This is a genomic window from Achromobacter sp., assembly GCF_057314935.1.
The window spans coordinates 7,014-23,597 of the sequence record NZ_DBHKZA010000024.1 but is presented as its reverse complement, the minus strand read 5'-3'; the positions used below and the strand labels follow the sequence as shown (position 1 = coordinate 23,597).

At 68.1% G+C, this 16,584-nt stretch carries 15 protein-coding genes; 6 read left to right on the top strand and 9 right to left on the bottom strand.

The genetic code is table 11. The features are described from left to right. Positions 1-156: 156 nt before the first annotated feature. Positions 157-738 carry a DUF4202 domain-containing protein gene (locus ACO6D5_RS11350; RefSeq protein WP_485825433.1) on the bottom strand — a complete coding sequence of 194 codons (582 nt, stop codon included), beginning with the start codon at positions 736-738 and terminating at the stop codon, positions 157-159. A gap of 165 nt (positions 739-903) precedes the next feature. Here ACO6D5_RS11350 and ACO6D5_RS11345 point away from each other — a divergent pair, with 165 nt between their 5' ends. Next, positions 904-1,872 (top strand): alpha/beta hydrolase, encoded by a 969-nt coding sequence (locus tag ACO6D5_RS11345; protein ID WP_485825432.1) that lies wholly within the window; start codon positions 904-906, stop codon positions 1,870-1,872. 49 nt (positions 1,873-1,921) lie between these two features. Here the strand turns inward: ACO6D5_RS11345 and ACO6D5_RS11340 are convergent, their stop codons facing one another. From ACO6D5_RS11340 to ACO6D5_RS11305, 8 genes are all read right to left on the bottom strand, one after another. Continuing rightward, entirely contained in the window at positions 1,922-2,389 is a 468-nt protein-coding gene (locus tag ACO6D5_RS11340; protein WP_006225881.1) for a YybH family protein, read from the bottom strand. A 41-nt stretch (positions 2,390-2,430) separates the two neighbouring features. Then, the gene (locus ACO6D5_RS11335; protein ID WP_485825431.1) at positions 2,431-3,432 is read right to left on the bottom strand and encodes an ABC transporter ATP-binding protein; all 1,002 of its coding nucleotides are present in this window, start codon (positions 3,430-3,432) and stop codon (positions 2,431-2,433) included. Then, positions 3,425-4,417 carry an ABC transporter ATP-binding protein gene (locus tag ACO6D5_RS11330; RefSeq protein ID WP_485825430.1) on the bottom strand — a complete coding sequence of 331 codons (993 nt, stop codon included), beginning with the start codon at positions 4,415-4,417 and terminating at the stop codon, positions 3,425-3,427. Before ACO6D5_RS11330 ends, ACO6D5_RS11335 begins: the two co-directional genes overlap by 8 nt. Then, a complete protein-coding gene (locus tag ACO6D5_RS11325; protein ID WP_315846153.1) occupies positions 4,414-5,358 on the bottom strand; it encodes an ABC transporter permease in 945 nt (314 codons plus the stop codon). Before ACO6D5_RS11325 ends, ACO6D5_RS11330 begins: the two co-directional genes overlap by 4 nt. After that, positions 5,355-6,302: an ABC transporter permease gene (locus ACO6D5_RS11320; RefSeq protein WP_485825429.1), complete on the bottom strand. Its 948-nt coding sequence runs from the start codon at positions 6,300-6,302 to the stop codon at positions 5,355-5,357. Before ACO6D5_RS11320 ends, ACO6D5_RS11325 begins: the two co-directional genes overlap by 4 nt. Beyond that, positions 6,289-7,767 (bottom strand): ABC transporter substrate-binding protein, encoded by a 1,479-nt coding sequence (locus ACO6D5_RS11315; protein ID WP_315846155.1) that lies wholly within the window; start codon positions 7,765-7,767, stop codon positions 6,289-6,291. Before ACO6D5_RS11315 ends, ACO6D5_RS11320 begins: the two co-directional genes overlap by 14 nt. Positions 7,768-7,919: 152 nt before the next feature. Beyond that, positions 7,920-10,208, bottom strand: a complete 2,289-nt coding sequence (locus ACO6D5_RS11310; protein ID WP_485825428.1) for a molybdopterin-dependent oxidoreductase — start codon at positions 10,206-10,208, stop codon at positions 7,920-7,922. A 12-nt stretch (positions 10,209-10,220) separates the two neighbouring features. Continuing rightward, positions 10,221-11,420, bottom strand: coding sequence for a M20 aminoacylase family protein (locus ACO6D5_RS11305; protein ID WP_485825427.1), 1,200 nt, complete (start codon positions 11,418-11,420; stop codon positions 10,221-10,223). Positions 11,421-11,728: 308 nt separating this feature from the next. Here ACO6D5_RS11305 and ACO6D5_RS11300 point away from each other — a divergent pair, with 308 nt between their 5' ends. The 5 genes from ACO6D5_RS11300 to ACO6D5_RS11280 form a co-directional block, all read left to right on the top strand. Further along, positions 11,729-13,141, top strand: coding sequence for an ABC transporter substrate-binding protein (locus tag ACO6D5_RS11300; RefSeq protein ID WP_485825426.1), 1,413 nt, complete (start codon positions 11,729-11,731; stop codon positions 13,139-13,141). 6 nt (positions 13,142-13,147) lie between these two features. Continuing rightward, a complete protein-coding gene (locus tag ACO6D5_RS11295; RefSeq protein WP_485825425.1) occupies positions 13,148-14,071 on the top strand; it encodes an ABC transporter permease in 924 nt (307 codons plus the stop codon). After that, positions 14,071-14,886, top strand: a complete 816-nt coding sequence (locus ACO6D5_RS11290; protein ID WP_485825467.1) for an ABC transporter permease — start codon at positions 14,071-14,073, stop codon at positions 14,884-14,886. Before ACO6D5_RS11295 ends, ACO6D5_RS11290 begins: the two co-directional genes overlap by 1 nt. Next, positions 14,886-15,911 (top strand): ABC transporter ATP-binding protein, encoded by a 1,026-nt coding sequence (locus tag ACO6D5_RS11285; RefSeq protein WP_485825466.1) that lies wholly within the window; start codon positions 14,886-14,888, stop codon positions 15,909-15,911. Before ACO6D5_RS11290 ends, ACO6D5_RS11285 begins: the two co-directional genes overlap by 1 nt. Continuing rightward, the coding region (locus ACO6D5_RS11280; RefSeq protein WP_485825424.1) for an ATP-binding cassette domain-containing protein at positions 15,908-16,584 on the top strand (677 nt) is incomplete at its 3' end. The genes ACO6D5_RS11285 and ACO6D5_RS11280, both read left to right, overlap by 4 nt.

The window sequence follows — 16,584 nt, the reverse complement described above, 5'->3', positions numbered from 1 at the left end:
GGCCTCCGGCTCGTCCAGCACGGAAACGCCCAAGTAATACCGCCGCCCGGCGGCATCAGCGCCGACAAACGCGCCGACAAACGCGGCGACAAAAAACAACCCGGCCTGCCGCATACGCAGCAGGCCGGGTTTGTTCTTGCGCGCGCAATCTGCGCGTCAGCCCGCAAGCGCCTTTTCGATATGCGCCATGCCCGCCGGCGAATACGGCAGCGCCAGCGCCCACTTGTGGCCGGCCGCGTCCATCTTCAGCAGCGACTTCTTCAAGATGTCCACGATCTTCTCGCCGTGGGCGGGATGGAACGCTTCATACTGGTATTGCAGGAACACCAGGCACAAGGCGTTTTCCATCGTCTGCACGTCGGCATCTTGCTTGATGCCCTGCTTCATGACGATCGCCGTCACACGGTCGATCACGTCCTGCGGGTAGCCCGCGTCGCGCAGGATGCCTTGCGCGATCTCCGCATGATGGCGCGCCAGCGCCTTGCGCCAGGTCAGATAGCCAATGCGGCCGTCGGGGTAGCTTTTTCTGGCGATCTCCCACCGGCCGATATGCTGGCAGCGCGACGCCAGGACCAGCGGCTCGGACGCCTCCGGCGCCAGCTTCATCACCCACTCATGCAGCTTCTGCGCCAGGAACAATTCCTGGGGACAGGTCTCGCCCTGCCACGAAAACAGGTTGGGGTCGGTGCCGTTGTAGTGGTCGAACCGAAGCAGCGTCTGCGATAGACGGTCATTCATGCGTGGCGATTCCAGTAAAGCCGCCGGTCGGCGACGGGAATCCGGGCGCAGCCGGAAACGAAATCATCATAGCGCCTGGCCGGGTTGGATCCATATGCCCAACGCTTATTTAGCGAGCTGGCGCGAAGCGCGTCATACTGGCGGGTTCCGAGCATTGGAATCCTCATGAGCGACGCATCCTCCACCCCTGCCCTGGCAGCCGACGTGCTGGCCGCCCAAGCCCTGGCCAAGCAACATGGCGTGGGCACGCCCAACGTATTGACCACGCCGCTTGCCGACACCCGCGAAAAAAGCCGCGCGTATCAGGAATGGCTGAGCCAGCCCGCCCCGCCCGTGGGCCGCGTGGTCGAACACCGGCTGGACCATCTGCCCGTGCCCGCGACTTTGCGCCTGTACTACCCGGAAGGCGCTTCGGAGGCGCCGCTGCCGCTGTACCTGCATCTGCACGGCGGCGGCTTCGCGCACGGCGACCTGGACACACTGGACCGCTGGAAGCGCGAGATCGCGGCCGAAGCCGGCATCGTCACCGCCGGCCTGTCTTACGCGTTGTCGCCCGAAGCCCGCTACCCGGTGGCGCTGGAACAGGTGCTGGGCGCCCTGCGCTGGCTGCGCGACCAGGCGCCCTCGCTGGGGCTGGACGCATCGCGACTGGCGGTCGGCGGCGAATCCGCCGGCGGCAACCTGACGCTGGCCGCGCTGCAACGGCTGCGTGACGAAGGCGACGCCTTCATCAAGACCGGCGTGGTGATCTACGGCATGCTGTCGGCGCGCCGCGACACGCCATCGCACGAATCCTTCGGCGACGGGCGCTTTGGCCTGTCCACCGAAAAGCTGGACTGGTTCTGGAAGCAGTACGTCGGCGATGCCGCGCAGCTGACGGATCCCGGCGTGGCGCCCTTGCATGCGGACGTGGCCGGCCTGCCGCCGCTGATCCTGCAGGCGGCCGCGCTGGATCCGCTGCTGGACGACACACTGGACCTGGCCAACAAGCTGTTTGCCGCCGGTCCCGCGCCGACCTTCATCGTGTATTCCGGCGTGCCCCACAGCTTCATCGGCATGACGCGGATCCTGCCGCAAGCGCAAGAGGCCAGGACGGATCTCGTCCAGGCACTGCGGCGCAATCTGGCAGCGTAAGAAAACGGCCCCACCGGGGCCGTTTTTTCTTTGGGGGCGCCGCGGCCGGTCAGCTGCGGGCCGGCTTGTTGCCATGCGACACGCTGGGCGTATCGCGGAACAGCGACATATGCGTGTGCGTGGCCACCCAGGGCTCGCCCACGGCTTCGCGCGCGAACGACACGGTGGCGCGGCCGACGCGGTCGAACGGCTTGCCATCCGGGTGATAGCCGGTCGAGTCCCACACCGCCAGGCCCACGGCGAACAGACGGTCCGGCGACACGAAGCTCTGGACGTCGTCCAGGCGCCAGATGAAATCGTCGATCGTGAACCAGACATTGCGCCACTGCGTCTTTTCCGCGTGCTCGCGGCCGCTGACGAAGTTGGTGTAGGTGCCGAAGGCGACGAAGTCGTCGGCGAACAGGTGGCGGGCGGCGGCGTAATCCACGGCTTGCACGTGGTCGGACAGTTCCTTGAACCAGGCGCGCACGGCGGCGGCGTCAGCGGCGTCAACAGGAGCTAGGGCTTGCACAGACATGAAGATCTCTCCATAAAGGGGTCGTGAATTCGGGGGGTGAATCAAGGTGTAGCAGGAATGGGGGCGGCGAACCAGCAGGCCACCGCATGCCCGGTGGCACGCGTTTCCAGCGGCGGCGCGGCGATGCGGCAGCGGTCGGCCGCCTGCGGGCAACGCGGGTGGTAGCGGCAGCCCGAGGGCGGCGACATCGGGCTGGGCGGCTCACCCGTGGCCACGGCAAACCCCTGGCGACGGGACGCGCCGCGTTCGGGTTCAGGCACCGCCGCCAGCAAGCCGCGGGTATAGGGATGCCGCGGACGCTCGTAGATATCGTCGCGGGATCCGGTCTCGACCACCTGCCCCGCATACATGATGGCGATGCGGTGCGAGACGTGCCGCACCACCGCCAGGTCATGCGCGATCAGCAGGAACGACAAGCCCAGCTCTTGCTGCAGGTCCTGGAACAGGTTGATGATCTGGGCGCGTACCGAGACATCCAGCGCCGACACGGGCTCGTCGGCCACGATCAGGTCCGGCCGGATCGCCAGCGCCCGCGCAATGCCCACGCGCTGCCGCTGCCCGCCGGAGAAGGCGTGTGGATAGCGCTCGGCGGCGTCGGCCGGCAGGCCGACCTGGTCGATCAGTTCGGCCACCCGCCGGCGCAAGGCGTCACGGCCGGCATTCCAGCCATGCACGATCAACGGCTCGGCGATGGCTTCGAACACGGTGTGGCGCGGGTTCAGGCTGGTGGACGGATCCTGGAAGACCAGTTGCATATGGCGGCGAAGCTCGCGCAGTTGGGACTTGCCCGCGCGCGTGATGTCTTCGCCCTTGAAGTGGATGGAGCCGGCCGTCAGCGGCGTGCGGCGCAGCACCGCGCGGCCCAACGTCGTCTTGCCCGAACCGGACTCACCGACCAGGCCCAGCGTTTCGCCGCGAGCCACGTCCAGCGACACGCCGTCCACCGCGCGCGCCAGCACCGGCTTGCCGAACCAGCCCGCCGAACGCACGGGGTAATGCACGCGAAGGTCGCGCGCTTGCAACAGAGGGGAAGATTCAGTCATGGTCCTGCATCCAGACGGGCGCCGACGGCCGCACGCAGGCCGCCAGGCGGCCCTGGCCGATGTCGCGCAACGCGGGGCGCTGTGCGCAGGCCGCATCGGCGCCGGGGCAACGCGGCGCGAAATCGCAATGGCTGCGCCGCAACCGCAGGTCGGGCGGCACGCCGTCGATCGCGATCATGCGGTGGCGCGTATCGGTCAGGCGCGGGGTGGCGCGCAGCAAGCCCGCGGTATAGGGGTGCGCGGGCTCGGCGAACAACGCGTCGGCGTCGGCCAGTTCGACCAGGCGGCCGGCGTACATGACCGCCACGCGGTCCGCCACCTTGGCCACCACGCCAAGATCATGCGTCACCAGCAGCATTGCCAGACCCAGGCGCTGCTTCAACTCGGCCAGCAGGTCCAGGATCTGCGCCTGGATGGTCACGTCCAGCGCGGTCGTCGGTTCGTCGGCGATCAGGATCTGCGGGTCGCACGCCAGCGCCATGGCGATCAGGATGCGTTGGCGCTGGCCGCCGGAGAATTCGTGCGGCAGGCGGTCCAGGCGCTCGGCCGGCTTGGGGATGCCGACCTGGCCCAGCAGTTCGATGATGCGGGCGCGGCGTTGGGCGCGGTCAAGCCCGGTATGGCGTACCAGCACCTCGTCGATCTGCGTGCCGATGGCCAATAGCGGGTTCAGCGCGCTCATGGGGTCCTGGAACACCATGGCGATGCGGTTGCCGCGCAAGTCTTCCAGCACGCGGGGCGGCGCCGCCAGCAGGTCCTGCCCGTCGAACAGCACCTGGCCGCCCGCCACTCGGCCGGGCAACGTGGTCAGGCCCATCAGGGCCAGGGCACAGGCGCTTTTGCCGGAACCGCTTTCGCCCACCAGGGCCAGGGTTTCGCCTGCCCGCAGATCGAACGACACCGAATCGACGGCGGACACGTTGCCATGGCGGGTCAGGAACTCGACGCTCAGGCCGCGTACGCTCAACAAGGGGGTTTCGCTCATCGCCGCACCTTCGCAATCAAGCGCCGCGCGAAGTCCTTTTCGCGTTCGCGCGGATCCAGCGCCAGCCGCAGCCGGCTGGCCGCCACATTGACGATCAGCACGGTCAGGGCGATAGACAGGCCGGGGAACGTCGCCAGCCACCACGCGCTGGTCAGGTAGTTGCGGCCATTGGCCACATCCAGCCCCCACGACACGGCCGGCGGCTGCACGCCCACGCCCAGGAACGACAAGGCGGCCTCGGCCAGCACCACGCGCGCGAATTCCAGCACCATCAGCGTAATCAGCGGCGCGGCCAGGTTGGGCAGGATGTGCCGCAGCAGGATGCGGCCGGCGCGCGCGCCCGCCATTTCGGCGCTTTCGATATAGGGCAGCTGGCGCACCGACAGCACCACGCTGCGGATCTGCCGCGCGTAGACCATCCAGCCATTCAGGGCCAGCGCCAGGATCACCGTGCCGGGGCCCGGCCCCAGGATCACCAGGATCACCAGCGACAGCAGCAGCCCCGGAAACGCCACGTGCACGTCGACCCAGCGCATCAGCGCCGCATCCACCCGCCCGCCGGCAAAGCCCGCGACCAGCCCCACCAGCACGCCGAACGTGGCGGAAACCGCCACCACCGCCGCGCCAATCAAAATCGACAGCCGCGCCCCATGCAGGATGCGGCTGAGCACGTCGCGGCCCAGGTTGTCGGTGCCCAGCACATTGGTCCAGGCGCCGCGCGCCTCCCAGACCGGCGGGCGCAGGCGGGCGGACAGCTTGATTGCCGCCGGGTCATAGGGCGCCAGCCAGGGCAGCACGACCGCCACCGCCGCCAGCAGCGCCAGCAGCGACGCGGCCAGTATCCAGCCACGCTGGCGGTCGGACAGCGCCCGCCAGCCGCGCGGCGCGGTCGGCGGGGACGCCTGGACGGCCTCGCCCATCCATACGGGGGTCGCGCTCATACCGCGATCCTCCGATCCAGCAGCCGGTACAGAATGTCCAGACAGAAATTGATGATCACGATCAGGAATGCGATGAAGAACACGACGGCCTGCAACAGCACCAGGTCCTGGCGCTCGATGGCCTGGACCGCGGTCTGGCCCAGGCCGGGCCAGGCGAACACGGTTTCGACGACCACGGTGTGCCCGGCCAGCATGCCGGCGAACTCCCAGCCCAGCAGCGCCACCGTGGGCACCGCGGCGTTGCGCAGCGCATGCACCAGCACGATGCGGCCCGACCGCAGGCCCTTGGCCCGCGCGGTGCGCACGTACAGCGAATTCAGTTCGTCGATCAGCGCCGAGCGCAGCATCATGGCGATGCGTCCAAGCGCCGGCAGCGCCAGTGTCAGCATCGGCAGCACCCCGCTGCCCGCCGCCTCGGCGCCCGAAGACGGCAACCAGTTCAGCGTCACCGCAAACAGCAGGATCAACAGCAGGCCCAGCCAGAACTGCGGCAGCGACAGGCCGGCCAGGCTCAGCACCACCGAGATGCGGTCGGCCCACTGCCCCGGCCGCAGCGCGGCAACGATGCCCAGCGGCACCCCCACCACGATGGCCAGGCCCAGCGCGCCGGCGCATAGCGTCAGCGTGCTGGGCAGGCGCTCCAGCACGATATCCATCGCGGGCCGTTGCTGCCAGATGGAATTGCCGAAATCGAACAAGGCGATGTCGCGCAGATAGTGCAGGTATTGCGACCAGATCGGGCCGTCCATGCCCAGCGCCTGCGCCAGCACCGCGCGATCCGCAGCGGAAGCGTCCACCGGCAGCATCGCCTGGATGGGGTCGCCCACCAGGCGGGTCACGATGAACACGATGGTGGTCACGCCCAGCACGACCAGCAGGCCCTGCGCCAGGCGGCCCAGCAAAAAGCGCGGCAAGCCGCGCCCGGCAGGATTACTCGATGACACGGATGTCCTTCACCGGAATCAGGCCATCGACGCGCGGCGAAAAGTCGATGCGCTTGGACAAGCCGAAGATCTCGCCGCCTTCCAGCAGGAACACCAGATAGGCCTCGTCGCGGCCGATCTTCAGCGCCTTGGAGTACAGCGCCTGGCGCTTGACCGGGTCAGCCTCCTGGCGCGCCTGTTCGATCAGTCCCTTCAATTCGGCATTGTCATTGGCCGCCGCCACGCCGCCTTCCGCGTAATAGGCGCTAAGCGTCCGGTCGGCGTCCAGCAACTGGTTCGAATGGCTGCTGCTGATCTGCGCTTCGGTCGGCACGCGGTTCTTGTTGATTGCCTCCAGATACTCGGCCCAGGCCAGCACGCGGAAGTTGACCTTCAGGCCGGCGGCCTCCCAGTAGGCGGCGATGGTCTCGGCCAGTTCCTTGTCCTTGAGCCAGCGGCCGGACGGCGCGTACAAATCGATGGTCTTGCCGTAGACGCCGGCCGCCTTCAGGAGCTCGGTGGCGCGCGCCGGGTCATACGGATACGGCTGGATGCTGGCGTCGTAGCCGAACCAGCCCGGCGCCAGCAACTGGCCGTGCGACACCGTCGCGTATCCGCCATACAGGTCCTTGGCCAGCGATTCCTTGTCCACCGCATAGTTCAGCGCCTGGCGCACGCGCACGTCGCGGGTCAATCCCTTCAGGGCATTGAGCGAAACGAACGGCAAATCGGTGCCCTGCAGGGTCACGGCCTTGGCGACCCGCTTGGTGTCCTCGGGCAGCACGTTGGTGATGAAGTCGAAGTCCCCCGCGCGCAGGCCCGACAGGCGCGTGCCGGGCTCGGCCACGAACCGGTAGGTGGCGCGGTCCACATTGCCCACCGCCGACGGATTCCAATAGTTCGGGTTGCGCGACAACACGATGCGGTTGCCCTTGGCCCATTCCGTCAGCACGTAGGGGCCGCTGCCCACCGGCTTCTGGCCCAGGCTGCCATCGGCCGCGGCCGACGGCGACACGATGGTCAGCCACGACAGGCGCGCGGGCAAGGCCGGATCCGCGCCATTGGTATGCACCCGCACCGTCACGGCATCCACGGCCTCGGCGCGCTTGATGCCCAGGAAGAACGGGCGCTGGCGCGACGCGGTCTTCGGGTCGACGATGCGGTTGATGCTGGCGGCCACCGCCGCGGCGTCAAGCGCCTGGCCATCGCTGAACTTGAGGTTCGGCCGCAACGTCACTTCCCACGTGTCGGCGCCGGTCTGGCGCGGCAGCGCGGTGGCCAGCTGCGGCACCAGCTCGCCCTTGGGCGTGCGGGTCAGCAGCGTTTCGAAGATATTGCGCGACACGGCGCGCTCGGAACCGTCCTGCGCCGTCTGCGGGTCCAGCGTGGACGGTTCGGTACCCAGCGCCAAGGTGATGTCCGCCGCATGGGCAGCGGTGAAAACGGACGCAGACAGGACCAGGCCTAGATAGCGTTTGAGGCTCATTGCGCACTCCGGATCAAAGGGACATGCGCATCGGGGGCACCATGTCGCAGTCGGTAAATAAGGAATCCGGAGTTTGCCGCTAGAAATCAGAACGTGCCGTTGTAATCATATGCGCGGGAAATCGTTGACTCGGCCTTTACTGCCGTGAAAAGTCATAAGCCGCTACGCGCGATCGCCGGGCTTTCCCACGCGCGGTGCGCGACGGCCGGTTCCAGGTAGCGCTCGACCTGAACCAGCGCGGTCTGGGCGCTGGGCCCTTGCGCCAGCCGCGACGTACCGATGTCGGCCGTCAGCGTGTTCGGGTTGCCGTGCCGGTCCAGATCGCCGTCCGGGTCCGACCAGGCGCCGGTAGCCATCACCACCACGCCGGGCATCAATCCCGTGTCCAGCTTCACGCCGGCCAGGCAAGCGCCGCGCGCGTTGAAGACGCGCACGCGGTCTCCGTCCCGGATCTGTCGCGCGGCCGCATCATCGGGATGCATCGCGATGGGTTCGCAGCCCTGTATCTTGCCCGCGCGCGACAAGGCTGCCGGGTCCAGCTGGCTGTGCAGCCGGTGGCGCGGCTGGTTCGTCAACAGGTGCAGCGGCCATTTTTCCGCCGCCGTGGCGCCCAGCCACTCCGACGGCGCCAGCCATACCGGGTGCCCCGGGCAGTCCGCGTACCCGAAACCCGCCACCACCTGGGAATGCAGTTCGATCCTGCCCGAAGGCGTGCGCAACGGATGCGCCGCGGGATCGCGCCGGAAGGCGTCGAACAACACGTACTGCGATTCGGGCGGCGGCAGCTCGGCATGGCCGCGCGCCCAGAATGCTTCGAAAGGCGGCAGCGTCACTCCCTTGTCCGCGCAGCCGGCGCGCATGCCTTCGTACACGTGGCGGCACCAGCCCATTTCGTCGCGCCCCGCCGTGAACGCCTCATGAAAGCCCGCGCGCCGCGCCAGGTCGGCAAAGATGTCGAAGTCGTTGCGGGCCTCGCCTTGCGGCGCCACGGCCCGGTGCATCGCGAAGACATAGGGGTCGCGCGTCGACCCGCCGACGTCGCAACGCTCCAGCGAGGTCGTGGCCGGCAACACGATGTCTGCCCGGCGCGCCAACGGCGTCCACCAGGACTCATGCACGATCACCGTTTCGGGCTTGCGCCAGGCCTGCCGGAACCGGTTCTGGTCCTGGTGATGGTGGAACGGGTTGCCGCCCGCCCAATAGATCAGCTTCACGTCCGGATAGTGCTGCCGCGCGCCGTTGAATTCATATTCGGCGCCCGGCGCCAGCAGCATGTCGGTGATGCGCGCAACCGGAATCGCCAACTGCGCGGGGTTCCTGGGCACCGGCACTTCCGGCCCCGGTACCAGCCGGCGGGGCTGGCCAATGCCGTTGAGCGAGGCGTGGCCAAAGGCGAAGCCGCCGCCGGGCAGCCCGATCTGGCCGGCCAACGCCGCCAGGCCGATCACCGCCCAATAAGGTTGTTCGCCATGCTGCGCGCGTTGCAGCGACCACGCCGCCGTCAGCAGGCTGCGCTGGTTCACGATGCTGCGCGCCAGCGCGGCAATGGTCTCGGCGGGCACGCCCGTAATGCCGGCCGCCCAGCACGCGTCCTTGGGCTGGCCGTCGGCGGCGCCCGTCAGATAGGCGGCCCAGGCGTCGAACCCCACGCAATGCGTGTCCAGGAACGCCCTGTCGTACCGGTTTTCCGCCACCAGCGTATGGGCCATGCCCAGCATCAACGCCGTATCGGTATTGGGCCGCACCGGGATCCAGTCCGCGGCGACGCCTTCCGGGATATCGGCCCGTGTCGGGCTGACCACCACCAGCCGGATGCCGGCGGTCTGGGCGCGAGCCAGCCAGCCCGGCAGGTTGTGCAGGCCGGCGCCGCCCGAGGTGACCTGGCTGTTCTTTACCGGTATGCCGCCGAACGCCACGATGACGCGAGTATGGCCCAGCACGCTTTCCCAATCGGTCACGTCGCCGCTGACCGGGCTGGTCGTGCCGATCACGTGCGGCAACAGGAACTGCGCCGCGCCCCAGCTGTAGTTGCCCACCTGATCCACGCAGCCCCCGCCCTGGAACAAAAAGCGGCGGATCAGGCTGCGCGCGTGATGCACGCGCCCGGCGGAGGACCAGCCGTAGGAACCGCCGAAAATGCCGGCCGGGCCCGATTGCTCGCGCACCCGCGCGAGTTCGCCCGCCACCAGGTCCAGCGCGTGGTCCCACGACACTTCCACGTACTCGTCGCCCTCACGGTCGCGGTTGCCCGCCAGCCAGCCCTTGCGCACGGACGGCCGCTGGATGCGCAAGGGGGAATGCAGCATCTCCGCGATCGAACCCAGCATGGGGGACGGCGCGCGGTCGGCGCCGAACGGCTCGCAGTCGACCACCCGGCCGTCTTCGACCACGGCGGTGAACGCGCCCCAGTGCGCAAGCGAGGGATGGCGGGTGCGGGTCAAGGGCGGCACCGCTTAAAGAGCGGTGCGGTCCTGGACCAGGCGGATCCAGAACGCGGCGCCGTGGCTGATGGCTTTGTCATTGAAGTCGTACTGGGGCGTGTGCAGCCCGAACGACGGGCCGTTTCCGAAAAAGACGAACGCGCCGGGCTTTTTCTGAAGCATAAACGAGAAGTCTTCGCCCCCCATTACCGGTTTCATGTTGTCCACCACGCGGTCATGCCCCACCAGGCTGCGCGCAATGCGTACCGCGTGCGCCGTGCTTTCCGGGTGATTCAGCGTGACGGGATAGTCCCGCAGGTAATGGAGCTTCGCCGTGGCGCCGAAGGTGCCGGCGATGCCTGCCACCACGTCCCTCATCCGGGCCTCGACCATGTCCTGGATGTCCGGATTGAAGGTGCGCACCGTGCCGCGCAACTGGGCCTTTTGCGGAATGACGTTGTCCGTTTCGCCGGCATGGAACATGGTGATCGATACGACCGCGCTTTCATGCGGATGCACGTTGCGCGACACGATGGTCTGCAAGGCATTGACGATCTGGGTGCCGACGATGACGGTGTCCACGCCCTCTTGCGGGCGCGAGGCATGGCTGCCGCGGCCTTCGATATCGATCGTGAAGCGGTCGGACGCGGAGGTCACCGGGCCTACGGTCGTCGAAAACTTGCCCAGCGCCAGATTGGGCATGTTGTGCAAGCCATACACTTCGTCCACGTCGAACCGCTCGAACAGGCCGTCGTCGATCATGGCCTTGCCGCCCGCGCCGCCTTCCTCGGCCGGCTGGAAGATGAAGACCGCCGTGCCCGCGAAGTCGCGGTCCACCGACAGATAGCGGGCCGCGGCCAGCAAGGTGGCGCTGTGGCCGTCGTGGCCGCAGGCGTGCATGATGCCGGTGTGGCGCGACTTGTGCGCGACGTCGTTGGCTTCGTGGATCGGCAAGGCGTCCATATCCGCCCGCAGCCCCACATTGCGGCCGGGGCCCGCGCGGCGGCCGGCAAGCAGGCCCGCCACGCCGGTCTTGCCGATGCCCGTCTCGACGCGGTCAAACCCGAACGCGCGCAGCTTCTCGGCGATGAAAGCCGAGGTTGCGTGCTCTTCGTAGCGCAGCTCGGGCGCCGCGTGGAATTGCCGGCGCCACACGCCAGCCTCGGCGGCGACCTGTTCCAGCACGCCGGCTTCGCCGACGATCCCTTCCAACGTTCCTGCCCCTTCGGCCATGCTGAATCCTTTATCCGCGGCGCACGCCGCGTCACGGCACGGCGGGCCAAAAAACAAGACGCGGATTATGGCAAGAAAGCCCCGCGCGCCAGAGGATCGATTCGCCATATCCACATAGCCAATGCAGCTAAAGGCGGCGCGCTTGCTCCTGTAGCATCGCTCGTCCTGAAAAACCTCAACTGGTCGGTCTCATGCTCCCGTTTGGCAAGTCGGTAGTTCGTTGCGCGTTCGCGGCGGCAATCCTCCTCGGTCACCCCGCTTATGCAGGCCCCCAAGACAACACGGCGGTCGTCGCGTTGACGGAAGAGATGCCCAGCTTCGACGCCTATCTGAGCACGGCCCGCGAAGGCATCGTGGCCTCGCGCCAGCTGTACGACACGCTGATCGAACGCGATCTGGCGACCGGGCAGTACGAGCCGTCGCTGGCCACCGCCTGGCGCCGCATCGACGACAAGACCTGGGAGTTCGATCTGCGCCCCGGCGTGACGTTCCACAACGGCGACCCCTTCACCGCCGACGACGTGGTCTTCACGCTGCAGTATTACGCGCGCCCCGAATCCGGCGCCCGGTCGGCCAACTGGCTGGACTGGATCGCATCGGTCGAAAAGGTCGGTGACCATCAGGTCCGCATCATTTCCAAGGCGCCCTTCCCGGCCGCGCTGGAGTTCGTATCCGGCTCGCTGGCGATCTTCCCCAAGGCCTACTTCGAAAAGGTCGGGCAGCAGGCCTTCGGCAAGCAGCCGGTGGGCACGGGCCCCTTCAAGCTGGCCGCCGCCCGCGGCAACGAATACGTGCTGGAGAAAAACAGGTCCTACTTCGGCGGCGCCAAGGGCGCGGCGAAACTGGACCGCATCACGGTGCGCATCATCCCCGACGAGGCGACCCGCATTGCCGAGGTCATCGGCGGCAGCGTGGACTGGACCTGGAACCTGTCCGCCGACCAGATCCCGCAACTGCAGGCCGTGCCGACCCTGCAGGCGCAATTCGGCTCCACGCTGACCATCGCGACCATCCTGCTGGATGCGCGCGGACGCGCCAGCGGCGAGAACAGCCCGCTCAAGGACGTGCGGGTGCGCCAGGCCATCAACCACGCCATCGACACGAAGAAGATCGTCGACACGCTGCTGGGCGGCGAAGGCAAACAACTGGCCACGCTGTGCCACCCGCTGCAGTTCGGCTGCGACGAGGCGGCGGCATCGGCCTATGACTACAACCCCGCGAAGGCGCGCGAGCTGCTGGCCCAGGCGGGCTACCCCAAGGGCTTCAAGGTCAGCCTGTCGTCCTTCCGCGACCGCCCGCGCGCCGAAGCCGTCAAGGCGTATCTGGCTGCGGTCGGCATCGACGCCAACCTGGAAATGCTGCAGTCCCGCGCCAGCTTCAGCAAGTGGCGCGAAGGCAAGCTGGACCTTTGGTATGGCGATTGGGGTTCCTCGTCGATGTTCGACACCTCGGCATCGCTTTCCGCGTTCTTCAACTTCAGCCCACAAGACGGCTTTCACGACGCCGAACTGCGCGACATCCTGCAGCGCGCGGACAACGCCATCGACGACGCCACGCGCCGCGCGGCGTATTCCCGCGCCATCAAGCTGGCCGCCGAACGCGCCTATTTCGTGCCGATGCACACCATCGTGGTGGGCTATGCCACCGACAAACGCCTGGCCTATCAACCGTCGCCGGACGGAATCCCGCGCTTTTATCAGCTGGGCTGGTCGGTCAAGTAGTCCGCCATGCTCTCTCTGCTGTTGCGGCGCGCCGGCCTGGCGGTGATGGTCGCGCTTACCGTCTCCCTGCTGTGCTTCGTCTTGTCCAACGTGGCCGTCGACCCCGCCCTGGCGCTGGCGGGCGACAGCCCCACCGAAGCGGACCTGCAGGCGCTGCGGGTGCGTTATGCGCTGGACCGCCCCTTGCCCGAACGGTATGCGGCCTACCTGGGGCGTCTGGCCGCTGGCGACCTGGGTACCTCGCAGCTGACGGGCGAACCCGTCTCCCGCATGCTGGCCGACCGGGTCGGGGTGACCGCCCTGCTGGCGCTGACGGCGATCCTGGTGGCGCTGGCGGTGGCGGTACCCGCCGGCGTGATGGCGGCGGCCCATCGCGGCGGCTGGACCGACCGCGTGGTGTCGTTCGTGACCGCGGTGGTCCAAGCCATGCCCAGCTTCTGGGCCGCCCTGCTGTTGATCATCTTCTTCGGCGTCAAGCTGCGCTGGCTGCCGATATCCGGCAGCGGCACCCTGGCGCACTACGTCATGCCCACCATCGCCCTCAGCCTGTACGCGCTGCCGGCGCTGACCCGCCTGACCCGCAGCGGCATGGTGCAGGCGCTGGAATCCGATTACATCCGCACGGCGCGCGCCATGGGGTTGCCGCGGCGCGTCATCCTGTTCAAGAGCGCCCTGCGCAACGCGCTGCTGCCGGTGGTGTCGCTGGGCGCCGTGCAGTTCGGCTTCATGCTGGGCGGATCCATCGTCATTGAATCCATCTTCGCCATCCACGGCATCGGATATCTGGCCTGGCAATCCATGATCCGTTCCGACATGCCGGTGATCCAGGCGGTCGTCCTGATGATCTCCCTGACCTATATCGTGTTGACCTTCCTGTCCGACGTGCTGAACACCCTGCTGGATCCCCGCCTGAAGCGAGCCGCCTCGTGATGCCGCGCCGCCTGGGGTTCTACTGCGGCCTCGCGATCATCGCCGCGCTGGCGTTCATCGCCCTGTTCGGGCCGGCGCTGCTGACGAACGACCCATTTACCCAGTCGCTGGGCCAGCGGCTGGCGCAGCCGTTCTGGCATGACAAGACGCTGCCCGCCCACTGGCTGGGCACGGACCAGCTGGGCCGGGACTATCTGGCGCGGCTCGTCTACGGTGCACGCATCTCGCTGGCCATCGGCGTTGCGGTGGTGATCGTCTCGGGCTTCATCGGCATCACCTTGGGCCTGGTCGCCGGCTACGCCGGCGGCGTGGCCGATGCGGTCATCAGCTTCGTCATCAATACGCGGATCAGCATGCCGATCGTGCTGGCGGCGCTGGCGATCGTATCCGTCACCGGCAATTCGCTGACGACGGTGGTGCTGGTGCTGGGCCTGCTGCTATGGGACCACTTCGCGGTGGTGGCGCGCAGTGCCGCCATGCAACTGCGCAACGCCGACTATGTCACCGCCGCGCGCGCCATGGGCTGTTCGCACATGCACATCCTCGTGCGCGAAATCCTGCCCAACATCCGCGGCCCGCTGCTGGTGATCGCCACCGTGGAAATGGCGCATGCCATCCTGGTCGAAGCCGCGCTGTCTTTCCTGGGCCTGGGCGTGCCGGCCCCCTATCCGTCCTGGGGCCTGATGCTGTCCGAAGCCAAATCCTTCATGTTCTTCAGCCCCTGGCTGATCGCGCTGCCCGGCGCCGCCCTGCTCTTGCTGGTGCTGGGCATCAACCTGACGGGCGACGGCCTGCGTACCCGGCGGGAGGCATGATGCCCATATCCCCCATCCCGGCTACGGCTCCGGCCCTGCCTTCAACTCCGGCCGCCCCAGTGCTCGACGTGCGCAACCTGCACGTCAGTCTGCCTACCCGCACGGGCACGCTGCAAGCCGTGCGCGGGATCGACCTGCGCATCGAGCGGGGGGCCACCTTGGGCCTGGTCGGTGAAAGCGGCTGCGGCAAATCGCTGACCGCATTGAGCCTGCTGCGCCTGCTGCCGCGCGGCGCGCGCGTGCAGGCCGACCGCCTGGCGTTCGGCGGCGAAGACCTGCTGGCGGCCCCGGACCGGCGGATGAATGCGCTGCGCGGCGACCGCATCGCCATGGTGTTCCAGGAGCCCATGACGGCGCTCAACCCCACGTTCACCATCGGCCAGCAATTGATGACCGTCTACCGCAGCCACCGCAACGACGGCGGCGCCCGGGAACGCGCACTGCACTTGCTGGACCGCGTGGGCATTGCGCAGCCCCAGGCCCGCCTGGGCCAGTATCCCCACGAGCTGTCCGGCGGCATGCGCCAGCGCGTGCTGATCGCGATGGCCTTGATGTGCGGCCCAGAGCTGATCGTGGCCGACGAGCCCACCACGGCATTGGACGTCACGATCCAGAAGCAGATCCTGGAACTGCTGAAGACGCTGCAACGCGAAATGGGACTGGCCGTGCTGCTGATCACGCATGACCTGGGCGTGGTGTCCCACTACACCGACCGCGTGTCCGTGATGTATGCCGGCCAGATCGTCGAATCCGGCGCCACCGCGCAGGTGCTGGCGGACCCCGGCCATCCGTATACCCGGGGCCTGCTGGACAGCATCCCGAACGTGGCGCAGCGCTCTGGCGCGCAGCGCCTGCCGATCATTCCCGGCGTGGTGCCCGCGCTCACCCAGGCCCCAGCCGCCTGCGTCTTCGCCCCCCGCTGCCGGCATGCCGCCGAGGTCTGTGCCGGGCCGCCGCCTGCCCTGACGGCTTACCAAGGCCAACGCCTGCGGCGCTGCCACGCGCCATTCGAGGTCCGCCCATGAGCGCTTCCGCCCTCGTCCGCCTGGTGCAGGCGGACGCCCTGACCCGCCGCTACACCCATCGCGCCGCATGCTGGCGCCGGCCGACCGTGCACACCGCGCTGGACACGGTGTCGCTGCATGTCGACGCGGGCGAAGCCGTCGGCATCGTGGGCGAATCGGGTTCCGGCAAAAGCACGCTGGCCCGTCTGCTGCTGGGCCTGGACAAGCCCAGTGCGGGCTCGGTGCAGTTGGCCGGCCATCCAGTCGCCGGCTTGCCCCGCAAGCGCATCGCGCAGATCGTGCAGCCCGTATTCCAGGACCCGTACGGGTCGCTCAACCCCAGCTACACGGTCGAACGCCTGCTGGCCCTGCCTCTGCGCTTGCGCGCCCGTCGGGGCGACACCGTGGATATCGCGGCGCAAACCACCCGTTTGCTGGACCAGGTGGGCCTGCCCGCGCGCGTGCGCGGCGCCTATCCGCACGCGCTGTCCGGCGGCCAGCGCCAACGCGTGGCCATCGCCCGCGCGCTGGCAGTGCAGCCGCAATTGCTGATCTGCGACGAACCCACCTCCGCGCTGGACGTGTCCGTGCAGGCACAGATCCTGAACCTGTTGCAGGACTTGCGGCAGGAACTGGGGCTGGCCTTGCTGTTGATCAGCCACAACCTGGGCGTCGTCGGCCATATGGTCGACCG